This window comes from Paenibacillus auburnensis (assembly GCF_927798115.1).
In the GTDB taxonomy this organism is placed as follows: domain Bacteria; phylum Bacillota; class Bacilli; order Paenibacillales; family Paenibacillaceae; genus Paenibacillus_AQ; species Paenibacillus_AQ auburnensis.
The window spans coordinates 164,312-179,979 of sequence record NZ_CAKMMG010000001.1; the positions used below are offsets into that span (position 1 = coordinate 164,312).

General features: G+C 47.5%; 10 protein-coding genes. 9 read left to right on the forward strand and 1 reads right to left on the reverse strand.

Annotation, left to right across the window (positions count from 1 at the left end):
- The first annotated feature begins 294 nt into the window (after nucleotides 1-294).
- Nucleotides 295-735 carry a hypothetical protein gene (locus tag L6H70_RS00700; protein ID WP_236328506.1) on the forward strand — a complete coding sequence of 147 codons (441 nt, stop codon included), beginning with the start codon at nucleotides 295-297 and terminating at the stop codon, nucleotides 733-735.
- A 129-nt stretch (nucleotides 736-864) separates the two neighbouring features.
- Here the strand turns inward: L6H70_RS00700 and L6H70_RS00705 are convergent, their stop codons facing one another.
- Nucleotides 865-1,767 carry an AraC family transcriptional regulator gene (locus L6H70_RS00705; RefSeq protein ID WP_236328507.1) on the reverse strand — a complete coding sequence of 301 codons (903 nt, stop codon included), beginning with the start codon at nucleotides 1,765-1,767 and terminating at the stop codon, nucleotides 865-867.
- Nucleotides 1,768-1,970: 203 nt separating this feature from the next.
- Here L6H70_RS00705 and L6H70_RS00710 point away from each other — a divergent pair, with 203 nt between their 5' ends.
- The 8 genes from L6H70_RS00710 (at nucleotide 1,971) to L6H70_RS00745 (ending at nucleotide 15,652) form a co-directional block, all read left to right on the forward strand.
- Complete coding sequence (locus tag L6H70_RS00710) at nucleotides 1,971-4,154, forward strand: alpha-galactosidase (protein WP_236328510.1); 2,184 nt, start codon at nucleotides 1,971-1,973, stop codon at nucleotides 4,152-4,154.
- A gap of 108 nt (nucleotides 4,155-4,262) precedes the next feature.
- Nucleotides 4,263-6,047: a sensor histidine kinase gene (locus tag L6H70_RS00715; protein WP_236328512.1), complete on the forward strand. Its 1,785-nt coding sequence runs from the start codon at nucleotides 4,263-4,265 to the stop codon at nucleotides 6,045-6,047.
- Entirely contained in the window at nucleotides 6,040-7,587 is a 1,548-nt protein-coding gene (locus L6H70_RS00720; RefSeq protein WP_236328514.1) for a response regulator transcription factor, read from the forward strand. Before L6H70_RS00715 ends, L6H70_RS00720 begins: the two co-directional genes overlap by 8 nt.
- 85 nt (nucleotides 7,588-7,672) lie before the next feature.
- A complete protein-coding gene (locus L6H70_RS00725) occupies nucleotides 7,673-8,629 on the forward strand; it encodes an ABC transporter permease (protein WP_074085595.1) in 957 nt (318 codons plus the stop codon).
- 14 nt (nucleotides 8,630-8,643) lie between these two features.
- Nucleotides 8,644-9,582 (forward strand): carbohydrate ABC transporter permease, encoded by a 939-nt coding sequence (locus tag L6H70_RS00730; RefSeq protein ID WP_236328516.1) that lies wholly within the window; start codon nucleotides 8,644-8,646, stop codon nucleotides 9,580-9,582.
- 83 nt (nucleotides 9,583-9,665) lie between these two features.
- Nucleotides 9,666-11,372: an ABC transporter substrate-binding protein gene (locus L6H70_RS00735; protein ID WP_236328518.1), complete on the forward strand. Its 1,707-nt coding sequence runs from the start codon at nucleotides 9,666-9,668 to the stop codon at nucleotides 11,370-11,372.
- A 230-nt stretch (nucleotides 11,373-11,602) separates the two neighbouring features.
- A complete protein-coding gene (locus L6H70_RS00740; protein ID WP_236328520.1) occupies nucleotides 11,603-14,005 on the forward strand; it encodes a glycosyl hydrolase in 2,403 nt (800 codons plus the stop codon).
- 138 nt (nucleotides 14,006-14,143) lie between these two features.
- A complete protein-coding gene (locus tag L6H70_RS00745; protein ID WP_236328522.1) occupies nucleotides 14,144-15,652 on the forward strand; it encodes a spore germination protein in 1,509 nt (502 codons plus the stop codon).
- The last annotated feature ends 16 nt before the right edge of the window (nucleotides 15,653-15,668 follow it).

Below are 15,668 nucleotides of genomic sequence, written 5' to 3' on the forward strand. Positions count from 1 at the left end.
ACTTAACTTGTTCGGGACTGCCACCTTTTATATAAATTTTAAGCCGTGGAGATATGCCCATCATCCATGATTGATTGACAGCGAAAGAACTAAGCGTATTACGATTGGTTGCGGAAGGTCTGTCCAACTATGTTCAACTGTTAATCCACAGGTGGAGCCAAACAACGGAGCCTAACAAGAGCCAATTGGGGAAAATGCTCATGCTAAACGCCTTATTTTGTAGATTGGGCGGTACTATGAGAAGTTCGCAGGTATACCTGCATATGCTATGGGATATCAGAAAGGAGGTGCTTTATGACTCTTTTGCTAGATTCCCGAACATCACAAAATGCAAGCTTCGCCTCTTCTCTTGGCGATCCTTTCCCGGCTATACTATCGCCCCAATTATACGGGCAGGTCGGATTGAATATTGTGAGACCCACAGGTAATATTAGGGTGGAATTTTTCACTACGGTAACCATCTTACAACCTGCCGAAACTCCCCCGACTGGAATCTTTGTAATAATTGTTAGAGGAATCAGTACGACTGATCCTATCATCTATTCTGCACTCGAGGTATCCCTGCCATCCAATACGAACGAACAGGTATTACCCATCACGGTCATAGGATCTGACTTCAATGTTCCTGCTCCAGAGAATAATGAATTAATCTATTCAGCTTTTGTTAGCACTACAACCCTCGGACCGGTTCGGATCGGACCTGAAAGCTTTACCGTTACAGCTTATTCAGATTAAGTTGAGAATACGGAAAACCAGCCATACGGGATACCTATACGGCTGGTTTTTTGTTTTCTTCTTAATTTATTCATTTAAGATGCTAAATATCTTTAAGACTACGACAAAGTGTTACATTACTGGTGCGTCCTAATTTGAGCTTGGCATGTAACTATAAAATAAATGCTCCTCTTCAATCTGGATCATAGATTCTTGAGTGTCATCCTGGATTTGAGCCTGGATCTCCGTCCGGTAATTTTTAGGGGAAGAGCCCTTTAGCTTTTTGAACATTTTGGAGAAGAGCAGTGGATCATTGTAACCTACGGATCGGGAAATATCAGCGATCGAAAGTTCAGCATTCCCCATCATTTCACATGCTTTGTTAATTCTATAATGAATTAAGTAGTTTTGAATGCTGACCGACATCCGCTCCTTAAATAATGAGCACAAATAGCTTCGGTTAAGTCCGATATACTGGGCAATGTCCTCAACGGTAATGCTCTGAGGATAATTCATTTCGATAAAATCTTTTACCTGTTCCACGTAGATTTCTGCCCGGGTCTCTTTAACTTCAGGGGATGCCACCGGGCCGTATTCCACGAGCTGCGATAACAATAAATATAGTAACCCTGTCAGTCTGGTTTCCCTGGCTTTATGGAATACTCTTGATTCGTTCATCAACTGCAAGTACTGGTAAATCATATCATCTCTATCATAGTGAATGATTGGAGATGCTTTGGTTAGCCCGGCCTGCTTGAGGAGCAGCTCCGCCGAGGTTCCGTTGAAGCCAACCCAGCAATAAGTCCATGGATCTGATGTATCGGCTTGATAATAAGTAATAATCTCCGGAAAAATTAAGAACCCCTGCCCCTTCTTTAAATAATATCTCTTTCCCTCGACTTCAAAAACCCCTTGTCCGCTTAATACATAATGGAGCAGATAATGACTTCTCACCGCTGGCCCGAAAAAGTGACCCGGGATACATTCCTCAATACCGAATTGAGTAGTATGCAATTCTGCGTGTTGTTTACTACGCGGTAAATATTCGAGCACAGTAAGCCTCCTGTGTATAATAATAATCTAGCATTATTATATATTTAGTGAGTACCAAGCCATGTACTAGACGGCTTATTTTATATATTATTTCTATAGAACTGACTGCTATATTATATAAGCTTATCAAGTATTAAGCCATGTCTAAATAGCTGGAAGAAATAAACTCTTAATAGCATGAACTAGAAAGAAGGGGATTTTCAATGGGCATAATCGTACAAGAGCAGGAAGGGCTGTTTCATCTGCAGTCGTCTGGCATGAGTTATATTTTTCAGATCGTCAACGGGTATCCAGTACATGTCTATTGGGGAAGCAGGCTGATACACCGGGAATCTATGACTGAACTGATGGTTCATACCCCGATAAATGCCGGATTAGACCGGCTGCCGCAAGAATACCCGCAATATGGGAGCGGAGATTTCCGGAATCCGGTATATCAGGTTGAACTTGAGGATGGAACACGCATCACAGAGCTTAAATACATCGGTTACAAGCTAATAAAAGGGAAATCGTCCTTAACCGGACTTCCGGCTGTTTATACAGAGGATGAGACTGAAGCGGATACATTGGAAGTGGAACTAAAGGATGCTTATTCGGGTCTAATAGTTGTGCTAAGTTACTGTATCTACGCAGACCGAAACGTCATTGTCCGCTCGGCCCGACTATGCAATAAGGGAGACAAGCAGTTACGGCTTCGCCGTGCCTTGAGTGCCAGTGTCGATTTTCCGGGTAACCGTGATTTTGAGATTACTTATCTTTCAGGTGCATGGGCCCGGGAAGGTAATATTACCCGTAAAGGTCTTCATCAAGGGGAGACCCGAATCGATAGTAAAAGGGGCATGAGCAGCCACCAAATGAATCCATTTGCTGCGCTAGTCACCCCGGAGACGAATGAATACCAGGGGGAGGCTTTCGGCTTTAGCCTTGTCTATAGCGGTGGCTTTGAAGCAGTGGCGGAAGTGGATTCGTTCGGCTCTACCCGGTTTAGCATCGGTATAAATTCCTTTGACTTTGCTTGGCTGTTAAGCCCCGGGGAGGGTTTCCAGACTCCTGAGACTGTAATGGTATACTCCGGACAAGGACTGGGAGAAATGTCACGGACGTATCACCGGTTGTACCGGACCCGGTTGTGCCGGGGGAGATACCGGGACGAAGAACGTCCGATATTGGTCAATAACTGGGAAGCTACCTATTTTGACTTTAATGCTGAGAAGCTGATATCGATAGCAGAAGAAGGCGCCAAGCTGGGGATCGAGCTTTTTGTGCTGGATGACGGCTGGTTCGGGAAACGGGATTCTGACAATTCGTCGCTTGGCGATTGGTACGAGGATCGCCGGAAGCTGCCAGGCGGTCTTGCCGATGTGGCGGAGCGCATCAACCAGTTGGGCCTTGAATTTGGGCTATGGTTTGAGCCAGAGATGATCTCGCCGGACAGCGAGCTGTACCGGAAACACCCGGACTGGTGCCTTCATGTCCCAGAGCGCAGACGCAGTGAAGCCAGATGGCAACTTGTTTTGGATTACACCCGCCAAGATGTACGTGATTATATTTATGACTCACTTTCCGCTATTTTCTCAAGTGTGCCTGTCGCTTATGTGAAATGGGATATGAACCGGTGTCTGACGGAAATTGGCTCGGCTGACCTGCCGCCGGAACGTCAATCCGAGACTGCTCATCGTTATGTTCTAGGATTATACGAACTGTTAGAGCGTATTACTGCCTCATTTCCGCATATTCTGTTCGAAAGCTGCTCCAGCGGGGGCGGGAGATTTGATCCGGGGATGTTATACTACATGCCGCAAACCTGGACCAGTGACAATACCGATGCGGTGGAACGGCTAAAGATCCAATATGGTACCAGCCTTGTGTATCCCGTAAGTGCAATTGGAGCGCATGTCTCCGCTGTGCCTAATCATCAGGTTGGGAGAATAACTCCTCTTGATTTCCGGGGGGATGTTGCAATGTCTGGAAACTTTGGTTATGAGCTTGATTTGACGAAGTTCACTGAAGAGGACAAAGTGACGGTCAAGCGCCAAATCGTAACCTATAAGGAGATACGCGGATTGGTACAGAGTGGGGACTTGTACCGTCTAAAGAGCCCGTTCGAAGGCAACGAGTCAGCCTGGATGTTTGTTTCCGACAATAAAGAAGAAGCACTTGTTTACTACTTTCAGGTGATGGCCGTGCCTAACGCGCCACGGAGATTTTTGCGTCTTGCCGGCCTTCATCAGGAATTGGAATATGAGATTCGTCCGGGGCACAGTGATGAACAGTACATCTATGGCGGAGACAGGCTGATGCAGATTGGACTGCCGATTGTTTATGAACAGAAGGATTATGAAAGCGGATGGTTCAGAGTTAGGGCATTAAAGCCAACTATTGCTTGACTTATAGGAATAACCAATCGCAGAAGAAATCAACCAATCAATACCCCTTTCTGTATGAATAGGGGTATTTGGTGTGTAGCGGTTAACATTGGCCTGGGAGGGTTAACCATGTATTTTATCCGCATGATGAATGATATGAGAATGAAGAAAAAACTAGCGTTTACCTTTATTTCAGCGGCCATACTCCCTTTGCTGTTATCCGGACTTTATTTAACCGGAAAGCTCAGGGAGATCGTCATTAATAATGCCTTTATGCAAGTATCGGATAATGTAGATCGCGTCCGCAAGCGTACGGAGGAACTGATTAAGGTACCGCTGGACATCTCCTACCGTCTATCCGTTGATAACCGGATGAAGAAGGTAGCCTCGCGGGAGTATGCCAATTACGGTGAAGTTATTCAGGCTTACCGTGAATATACGGATATTCGCGATTATATCCAGTTGTACAAGGAGATATCGGGCATCCGGGTATATGTCGAAAACCCGACAGCACTGAATAACTGGGAATTCATACAGCCGGACAATAGCATTATGGACCAAACCTGGTATAGGGAAGCCATTGATCAGAAGGGACTCGCCGGTTGGAATCTCATTAAGGATGAACAGAGTGATACAGAATCTATCAGTCTCATTCGTTCTTTCCCCGTGGATGCCGTAGGTAAAAAGGGAGTATTGGTCATTAATGTGGATCAGCAGCAATTAAGCTCGATTCTGGAACAGGAATCATTTACAACCTTGATTGTGGATAGCCGAAACCGGATTGTCGGATCTAATGAAGCGGAACTGACCGGGATGAATCTGTCGGACATCAAGGTTGATGAACAGATCCTTTTAAATCAGGAGGGAAGCTATAACACGGTCGTTAAAGGAAAAGACTCCAAAGTGGTTATAGCGGATCTGAATCCGCCGAACAGCTGGAACGGGCTGCGCGTGATTTCTATCATAACCGTTGCCGGAATTACCCGTGAAGCCGATCAGGTTATTCTGCTGGGTGCAGTTGTGATCTTGGTCAGCCTGTTGTTTGCTGTCCTGCTTATCTATGCTTCTGCTACACTGTTGTCCCGGAGAATGCTTCGTTTAAGCAAGCATATGGCCAAAGTGGGTTCGGGATCTTGGGAAACGTATATCCATATTGACGGTAAAGATGAAGTGGGCCTGTTGTCTAAGCAATTCAATACGCTTCTTAGAAGCGTGCATGATCTGGTCCAGGAAGTTCAGGAAACAAATGCCCAGAAGAATCTTATCGAGCAAAGACAAAGCGAGATCAGGTTCAAAATGCTGGCCAGTCAGATTCATCCGCATTTTCTCTTCAACTCCCTGGAATCCATACGGATGGAAGCCCATATCCGCAGGCAGGACGATATCGCAGAGGCTGTGTGGCTCCTGAGTACCCTGCTGCGGAGCAGCCTGGAGGCTGGGAGCGGCAATATTCCCCTTCGGGAAGAAATCGAGCGCGTACGCTGTTATCTCGATATGCAGAAGTTCCGGTATGAAGACCGCTTGGAATATCACTTAACCGTTGATCCGGACCTGCAGGAGCTGCCGGTTCCTCCGTTAATTATTCAGCCGCTGGTAGAGAATTCTATTCTACATGGTTTAGATAACCGTGAAGAAGGAGCTGTCATTACTGTTGAAGTGAAGAAAATAACGGACGGAGCTTTAATTAAAGTATTTGATAACGGTGCTGGCTTCCCGCCAGAACGGCTGGCCGGGATTCGGGCGGAGCTTGCAGAAGACGTTCATGAACAGGAGAGTGAGCGGATTGGTATGCGAAATGTAAACGACCGGCTTGTTCTGATGTATGGGGAATCCAGTGCTTTACGTATCGAAAGTCAACCGGAAACCGGCACCACGATTACATTCTATATTCCTGGAGGCGTAGATAATGATTAAGGCTGTTATTGTGGACGATGAACCGAAGCTGAGGCAGGGACTCCAGACACTGATTGCATGGGAAAGCCTTGGTTTCACTATCGCCGCCACCGCAGGCAATGGCAGAGATGCATTGAAGATCATTGAGGATGAAGAGCCTGAACTATTAATCGCAGACATTCGGATGCCCGTTATGGACGGCCTTCAGCTTATTCAGCACTTGCGTTCGGCGGGTCATCAGCTGCAGTGCATCATCCTTAGCGGATATGCCGATTTCGAATATGCCAAACAAGCGATCAAGTACGGTGTAGCGGGATATCTCGTTAAACCAGTCAATATCGCAGAAATGACAGCTACGCTCAAGCTCGTACGCGGGCAGATCGAGGAAGAGCGTTTGCGGAGGGACTGGAATAGGACGCAGGTGAAGAACCCGGAGCTGTGTCTGCAAAAGCTGCTCAACCCGGAGAAGAATGAAGATCCGGCCGCGCTACGAAGCATGATCAGACAAACGGGTTTATTGTGGAGCCACTACGAGATCGTAGTCATATCTCCCCGTGTATCTGAAGCCGACCGTTCAGAATCCTTAAGCCGGCTGTCTGCAGGACTGAAGCGAGGGATAGAGGAGCGGAATAGGGGGATCGTGACTGAAAGCCCCCCGTATATCATTCTCCTGCTCAACGCGCCTTTACACGGAAGACTGCGGCGGGATCAGCTATACGAGGAGATCCGGTGCATCGCTGGCGATACCCGGTTTATTGCTGCGACCGGAGGAACTGTTACTGAACCCGGGCATATTTACAACGCTTATGTGAATGCAAGGCAAGCGGTTAAACAAGCCTTTTTTAGCTTTCATGACCGGCTCCTGGAACCAGGCCTTATTCTGTTGTCTTCTCCCGAATTTCCCTGTCTGAGCGGTGATACTGATGAAAAAGTGCTGGATGATTTAATATTCCGCTTGTATTACAGCTTGGATGCAGGTAATAAATCCATGGTAATGCCGCTTCTCAAGGAGGCTGCTGCTTTATTTTACAGACAGGAACAAGAGGAGAAGTCGGTCAAGCAATCCTTCTTCTTCCTGACAAACGCGATTATTCATAGGCTCGCTGCCTCCTCCCGGATAGAACCCAAAGAAATGGAGTCCGTTTCACGCTTCTTAAACGGGATTTATCAGTATGATTATCTACTGGATCTTCTGGAAGAGACCCATCATTTCCTGTTTGAGTTTACGGAGGATTCCGGGCCGAAAGGCAAAGAACAGGAGATTAAACAAATGATCGACTTTATTCACAGACATTATGCAGAAGACTTAAGGCTATCAACACTGGCGGGCCTGCTGAACTACAGCACACCGTATCTGGGGCAATTGTTCAGGAGCAAGACCGGAGAGTACTTTAATACCTACCTGGACAAAGTCCGGATCCAAAAAGCCAAAGAGCTGCTGGCCCAGGGAATGAAAGTCTATGAAGTGGCTGAGCTGATCGGATACGCGAGCGTGAATTACTTCTTCAGCAAGTTCAAAAAATACGAGGGCCGTTCTCCGTCCGAATATAAAAATCCATAGTTTGTGTATGATTTTTCCCGAAATCCGTAGTATGGGATACACCTCTCCTCTGAATTATGATGGTAAACAAGAGAGGGGAGGAACTATGAAAACGATAACACTAGGAACGGAAAACGCATACAAAAAAAGAAGGAAGAGTGCGTGGAAGCAACTGAAGAATCAGAAATACCTGTATTACATGTCTATACCCTTTGTGCTGTGGGTCTTTGTCTTTCAGTATTTGCCCTTATGGGGCTGGACAATGGCCTTCCAGAAATATAAGCCGGGAATCGGTTTTTTTGATCAAAAGTGGGTAGGCTTTGAGCACTTCCGAACATTGTTCCGGGATGAGCACTTCTATCAAGTGCTGCGAAACACGCTGGCAATGAGTTTTATGGGACTGATCGCCGGGTTCATCGTACCAGTCATCTTTGCCCTGCTTCTTAATGAAGTACGTGTGCAGAGTATGAAACGGTTCGTGCAGACTGTATCCTATCTTCCGCATTTTGTCTCTTGGGTCGTGGCCGCAGGGATTGTCAGCAAGATGCTCTCTACGGATGGCGGAGTCATCAATGATATCCTCCTTGGCCTGAACATTGTGGATCAGCCGGTTCAATTCATGGCACAAGGCCACCTGTTCTGGGGAATTGTCACCGGCGCGGATATTTGGAAGGAAACAGGCTGGAATGCGATTATCTATCTCGCTGCCATATCCGGCATTGGCCCCGAATTGTATGAAGCTGCAAGGGTGGACGGTGCGAGCCGTCTTAGACAAATGTGGCATATCACGCTGCCGGGGATCCGGCCGACAATCATTGTCCTGCTGATTATGTCCATCGGACATTTGCTCGGAACGGGATTTGAGAAGCAGTTTTTGCTGGGAAATCACCTGGTCATCGATTACTCTGAAGTGCTTGATTTATATGCGCTTAATTATGGTCTGGCCATGGGAAGGTACTCCTTCGGAACAGCAATCAACATCTTCAATTCAGTGATTAGCCTGATGCTGTTATTTGCGGCCAACGGAGTATTCAAGCGCTTTACGAATGAAAGCATTATGTAGGGAGGAAGGGTGACATGGGGGTTGTCAACAGCAATACGCAGGTCGGCCGGTTAAAACAAAGCCTTCAGGCAAAATCAGCACATGACCGGTTTCTTGAAATCATTGTTTATGTATCCATGATTGTTGTAACGGTTCTGACGATTTATCCGTTCTTAAACGTGCTGGCCATCTCACTTAACGATTCGGTGGATACGGTCCGGGGAGGTATCACCGTTTGGCCTAGACAGTTTACGCTGGAGAATTTCAGTCTGATTTTTACTTATGGAAGTCTGATTACCGGATTTAAAATATCAGTTTTGCGGACGGTTATCGGTACAATAGCAGGCCTGATCAGTGGCTCTATGCTGGCCTTTACACTGGCGAGAAACGACTTTCAGGCGAGAAGATTTGTCTCCATGTTTCTTGCTGTCACGATGTATGTCTCAGGCGGGCTGATTCCGGGATTTATTCTGATGAGAGATCTTCACATGATCGACACTTTCGCTGTTTATATTCTGCCTGGTCTTGTAAGCGCGTTTAATGTCTTCGTCATCCGCTCGTTCATCGACGGTTTGCCGTTCGCATTGCAGGAATCCGCTAAGCTGGACGGGGCTAACGATTTCACGATATATTGGCGCGTTATTCTGCCGCTGTGCAAGCCGGCATTGGCGACCGTGGCCCTGTTTCTTGCAGTAGGCCAGTGGAACTCATGGTTCGATACGTATCTGTTTAACGGCAGTAATGAGTCCTTGACCACGCTGCAATATGAATTGATGAAAATTCTACAGAGTACGACTACAAGCGCAACTAATTCCCAAGACACTGCTAACATGGCTGAGCGGATGTCACAGGTCTCACCGGAGTCGGTGAAAATGGCAATTACTATTGTGGTTACAGTTCCGATTTTGATTGTGTATCCGTTTTTACAAAAATACTTTGTCAAAGGTATGACGCTCGGTGCGGTTAAGAGTTAGTACCTCACAGCTGTGGTGTGTCCAGGCTAAAGGCCTGTCTCATACGAAATATGATCGAATTCATAAAATTAGGGGGTTGCTTCATGAAGCCGGAAAAAAAGAAGTTTGTTGTCTCCTCCTTGGTGGCGCTGACTATAGCGTCCACGCTTGCAGGATGCAGCGGGAATAATGGCTCTACTGCCGGAGAGGGCAGCAACGCGGAAGATTCTTCGTCCGGGACAGATTTAAAGCCAATCACGTTAACCTATTTCTCGGAGGACGGCAGCACGAATTGGAATAACATGAAGGATGAAGTCGGCAAGATTATTACGGAGAAAACGGGTGTAACCCTGGATGCCGAGTTTGCTGTCGGTGATCCGGTACAGAAGATCTCACTGATTGCCGCAACAGGCAACTATCCTGATCTGTTAGCTGCAAAGGCGGATGTGGGCAAGCTTGTAGACGCCGGTGCGGTCATCGATCTGACAGATTTAATCGACAAGTATGCTCCGAATATCAAAAAAATGTTAGGAGATAAGCTTGTACGGACCAAGTACAGCCTGGATGATGAGGCGATTTATGCCATACCAACCTGGTCAGCAGTGGATGAGAAGAAAATGAAAGCCGACGGCGGATTTGAACTTCAGCATCGTGTAGTTAAAGAGGCCGGTTATCCGGAAATAAAAACAGTGAAGGATTACGAAAAGGTTATTCAGGATTACATCGATAAACACCCGACGGACGAGAACGGAAATAAAAATATCGGGCTCTCACTAAACGGGGACGATTGGCATATGTATCAGGTTACCAACTCGGGATTCCAGACAACCGGGGGACCGGACGACGGCGAATATTACATCGATCAGGAAACGCACCAGGCAACTTATCATTTCCGCCGTCCGGAGGAAAAGGAATATTTCCGCTGGTTGAATCATATGAACGACATCGGTCTGCTGGATCCGGAAAGCTTCGTGCAGAAAACCGACCAGTTTAAAGCTAAAGTGGCTTCGGGCCGTGTTCTCGGGCTGGCGGATCCGGAATGGGATTACGGGGATGCACAGAATGCATTAAAGGCGGCAGGTAAGTTTGATCAGACTTATGGTCATTATCCGGTTACCATGAGTAAAGAATACAAGGATACCAGCTTCTGGCCGGCCGGCTTCGACGGAGGGTATGGGATCTCGATTTCCAGCAAGTGTAAGGACCCGGTACGTGCCATTCAGTTCCTTGACTTTTTGGCCTCAGAAGAGGGTCAAATTTTCAATAACTGGGGGATCGAAGGGAAGCATTATACGATGGAAAACGGTAAACGTGAGGTTATTCCGGCTGTGCAGCAACGTATGGATAATGATAACGCCGCTTTCCAAAAAGAATCGGGTGTCGGACTTTACTGGAACATGATGGTTCATTACGGGGACGGGATTAAAGATTCAACTGGAAACTATTTCACCCGGAGTTTTCCGGAACAGCTGACAGCGAGCTACAGTGAGCCGGAAAAGGAAGCACTGAAGGCATACGGTGTGGATCATTGGAAGGAACTCTTCCCGTCAGAAGAGGAATTCAAGCCAAGAGCTTATGGTGCGGCTTATACGATGTCACTTGCCAGCGACGATCCTGCTGTGATTCTTGGAGCCAAAATGAAGGATATTACCTGGAAACGAATTCCGGAAGCAGTGATGGCTAAGCCGGATCAATTCGACAAGATCTGGGACGCCTACATGAAAGATCTGGATAAGGCCGGAGTGAAAGAGATGGAAGAAGCTTATACCAAGCATGTCCAGAACCGTATTAAATTGTGGTCTTCAAAGTAATCTAGCTGCGTATCCGGGCCCGTTTCCAACATCTGTGCGAGGGAAGCGGGCCTGTTACTATGATGGGTGATAGAGATAACTGTTCCGCCAATGGCACCGGCTTAATTTATTATCATATCTGTAAGCGCTTTATTGTGTTGTGGAATCCTATTGCTATCAAAGATATTCAAGGAGGTACGTTAATGAGGCTGGAGATGAAGAGATTACTATTAGGCTTTTTATGTTTTAGTTTGGTCTTCTCTTTACTGCTATATTCAGGTGCGAATCGTTCGGAGGCCGCAGCATCCGCTGCAGAGTCGGACAGCCAACCAGGCGTTATCAAACTTATTTATGCAGATGCCGTAATAGATGGCTATGGCATCGAGAAGCGCGGAAATGTCTTTGAAGATCAGGATCGGCTTTATAATGGCGAAGGTTACATCTCATTCTTTTTCGCTGAAGATGCGTCCTCTGCGGAGCAGGCCGGAAGTGCAACCTTTACTGTAGAGGTTACAGAGCCGGGATTGTACAAAATGAGTATAGGCTACTATATTCCTGAAGGCTATGGCGGAAAAGCGACGAGCATTCAAATTAATGGGGTTGGCACTGGTGAGTTAACGCTGGATGCACCTGCAGCAGGTACGGTTAGGGCTGAAAAAATGGTTAGCAAAGTGATGTTAAATGCCGGTAAGAATACCATCAAGGTCAACCGGGGCTGGGGGTATTATGGCCTTGAATATTTGAAGCTGGAAGCGGCCAAGGCATCTCAGGCAGGGGGCATGCTGGAAGCGGAGGATGGTGTGATGAGCGGCGGCGTTTCAATAGAAACCCAAGGAGAAGGGTATTCCGGCCAAGGTTATGCGGCATTCCAGCAATCAGGTTCACTTACCTTTACTTACAAGGCACCCTCGGCAGGAATGTATAACCTTCTTATAGGCTACAGTGCTCCAAACGGTGAGAAGAAAACCAGTATGATTGTGAACGGGCAAACATCTGAAATTTCTCTGCCGGAGCAGACAGGTTTCAGCGAAATTTCCGCCGGAAAAGCATTGCTGAAGGAAGGCGGTAACACGATCGAATTCTCAGCGAACTGGGGCTGGTACAATATTGATTATGTCAAATTGACGGCTGCCGCCAAAGCGGAAGGCAATGCCGTAACGGGCAAACTAATTAACCCGGAAGCGACCTCTGAAGCCAAGGCGCTGATGAATTATTTGGTAAGCCAGTATAGCCATAGAATCATATCGGGTCAGCAAACATTGGAGGATGCCGAATGGATCGGACAGCAGACCGGCAGATTTCCGGCGATAATGTCCACGGATTTAATGGATTACTCCACTTCCCGTGTCGACAATGGCGCCACTTCAACAGAGGTCGAAAAAATGATTGATTGGTACAAACGCGGCGGTATTGTAGCTCTATGCTGGCATTGGAATGCCCCCAAGGGGATTGGTGGGAATGAGCCCGGCAATGAATGGTGGAGGGGCTTCTACACTGAGCATACAACCTTTGATGTGGAATATGCGCTCGATCATCCGGATTCTGAGGACTACAGCCTGCTTATCAGGGACATTGATAATATCGCACTCCAGCTGAAACGTCTGCAGGATGCAGGTGTTCCCGTGTTATGGCGGCCACTGCATGAGGCAGAGGGCGGATGGTTCTGGTGGGGAGCGAAGGGACCGGAGCCAGCAAAGCGTTTATGGAAGCTGATGGTTGACCGGCTAACCCATTATCACCATCTGAACAATCTGATCTGGGTATGGAATTCCGAGAAACCGGAGTGGTATCCGGGAGATGATGTCGTGGATATTGCCAGTGTGGATACGTATAACCCGGCAGGTGATTACAACCCTAGCGTTGCAAAGTATGAGAGACTAATCTCTTTGGTGAATAATAAGAAGCTAGTCGGATTGGCAGAAAACGGGCCGATTCCCGATCCGGATATGCTGCAGGCTTATGGTGCGTACTGGAGCTTCTTCAGCACTTGGACAGGCGATTTCATCAAGGATGGCAATACAAACACTGCTGAACACTTGAAGAAAGTTTATCAGAGCGACTATGTTGTCACACTCGACGAACTTCCGGCTAACCTGTATACCTTTACGGAATTTTCTGATCTCAGCGGCCATTGGGCTAAGGAGGATATTGAATTATTGGCGGATAAATTGCTGGTCAAGGGTGATGGCGGCCGGCAGTTCGCCCCCGGCCGTTTAACGACACGTGCTGAATTTACAGTGATTATTACCAGAGCACTGGGCCTAAGCGCTTCAAGTACACCCGTCCAATTTACAGATGTTCCGGAAACAAAATGGTATGCGGAGCCGATTAGAGCCGCTGCTCAAGCTGGTTTGATTACCGGTTATTCGGACGGTACCTTCCAGCCAGACACACAGATTACGCGTGAGCAAATGGCAGTTCTGATCGTTCGCGCTGCGGCACTTGCTGGTAAGAAACCGGCAGCGGTAAAGAATGTTCTGGATCAGTTCGCGGACGCTTCATCTATTAGTACCTGGGCAATAGACAGTGTCAATGCAGCGGTTGCTTCAGGACTTATGAAGGGATTAACCCGCAACCATTTTGCGGCGAAGGATTTAGGAGATCGCGCACAGGCAGCAGTCATGGTTAAGCGTCTGATGGCATATGTGAACTAAATAATTAAATAGGATTGATGAAAGAGAGCCGTCCCGGCGCAGAGAAAACTGCTTATGGGACGGTTCTTTTTTATATAAGGTTCTGACAATGCATATTTCCCCCATTTACAGCAAATACCAACATTGGGGGGATGTCGTATGGAACAGGAAACAACCTATAAGCCAGAAGAACCGGAAATGCTGTATCCGGATCTTGCGTACAACCTAGAACGGATGCAGCTGGAGTTCCTGAATTGTTCAGATATTATGTACCGGAATTGCAGCATCGGGGGACTAAACCGGGCGACACTCATTTATGTGGACGGGATGTGTGATGTCCAGGCCGTGGATGAATTTGTGCTGCAGCCGCTAATTGAGCATTTCCGCAGAAGCTCTATGGTGGATGAAGGCAGAGCAGTTGAGCTGAAGGGGATATTTATTCCGACTCTGAAAATTCGTATCGTATATCAAACGAAGGAAGTCATCAAAGCGGTCCTGCGCGGTGAAACGGCAATATTCACGGAGGGCAATGCCTTTGTGATGTTGGCCGATCTGATCAAAATGGAGAAACGTGCGATAGAGGAAGCCACCTCGGAGAAGGTAGTCCGCGGTCCGCGGGATGCGTTCATGGAGACGCTGCGGACGAATACCTCGCTGCTCCGGCGGCGGCTCCGTTCCTCCAAGCTGAAACTGGAAAGTATGACGCTTGGGAGTATCAGTGAAACGGATATTGTGATCGGCTACATGGAAGGCATTGTGAAGGAAAGTCTGGTCAAAGAAGTGAGAGCCCGTCTGCAGAAAATTCAAATTGATGGAATCATTCACTCCAGCAATATTGAAGAATTTATTGAAGATGATGTGTTCTCGCCATTTCCGCAGATTCAGAATACGGAGCGGCCCGATGTAGCGGTCTCCAGTCTGCTTGAAGGCAAAGTCATTATTATCACGGACAATACGCCATTTGTCCTTATCGTGCCTATGACCTATTGGTCCGGTCTGCAGGCTGCAGACGATTATACCGACAGATTTATGTATGCTACCTTTGTACGGTGGATTAGGTATACTTTTGTGCATACCTCTTTGCTGCTGCCTTCCTTATATGTGGCATTGACCACTTTCCATTTGCAGGTTATTCCCACACCGCTTGTGGTCAGCATTGCATCTGCCCGAGAGGGGGTTCCCCTACCGGCTGTTATTGAGGCCCTCATTATGGAGTTTATTTTTGAGGGCCTGCGCGAAGCCGGACTGAGGCTGCCCCAGCAGGTGGGCCCAGCGGTCAGTATTGCCGGAGCACTTGTTATTGGACAAGCGGTCGTAGCTGCGGGGATTATATCCACACCCATGGTAATTATCGTTTCCCTGACTGGGATCGCTTCTTTTGCTTTTCCGCTGTATAACCTGGGAGCAGCCTACCGGATGCTCAGGTTTCCTTTGCTGGTGGCAGCAGGAATACTAGGCTTCTATGGAATTGTTCTATTTCTTATTGCACTTTCGGTACATATGGTAACGCTGAAGCCCTTTGGCGTGCCTTACATGGCCCCATATGCACCCATGTCGACCGGCAATCTGAACGATGTGCTTGTACGTGCGCCTAAACCCAGGATGCGCAAGCTGCTGCCTTGGCTGGCCAAGGGCAAGTCCGAACGCTTCCCCAAACGCACCAAATAACAGGCAGGAAAGGGGA

Excerpts from the sequence above, each read along its gene's own strand:
- L6H70_RS00700 (WP_236328506.1), top strand. The coding sequence starts at position 295 with ATGACTCTTTTGCTAGATTCCCGAACATCACAAAATGCAAGCTTCGCC.
- L6H70_RS00745 (WP_236328522.1), top strand. The coding sequence starts at position 14,144 with ATGGAACAGGAAACAACCTATAAGCCAGAAGAACCGGAAATGCTGTAT.
- L6H70_RS00720 (WP_236328514.1), top strand. The coding sequence starts at position 6,040 with ATGATTAAGGCTGTTATTGTGGACGATGAACCGAAGCTGAGGCAGGGA.
- L6H70_RS00715 (WP_236328512.1), top strand. The coding sequence starts at position 4,263 with ATGTATTTTATCCGCATGATGAATGATATGAGAATGAAGAAAAAACTA.
- L6H70_RS00710 (WP_236328510.1), top strand. The coding sequence starts at position 1,971 with ATGGGCATAATCGTACAAGAGCAGGAAGGGCTGTTTCATCTGCAGTCG.
- L6H70_RS00725 (WP_074085595.1), top strand. The coding sequence starts at position 7,673 with ATGAAAACGATAACACTAGGAACGGAAAACGCATACAAAAAAAGAAGG.
- L6H70_RS00730 (WP_236328516.1), top strand. The coding sequence starts at position 8,644 with ATGGGGGTTGTCAACAGCAATACGCAGGTCGGCCGGTTAAAACAAAGC.
- L6H70_RS00735 (WP_236328518.1), top strand. The coding sequence starts at position 9,666 with ATGAAGCCGGAAAAAAAGAAGTTTGTTGTCTCCTCCTTGGTGGCGCTG.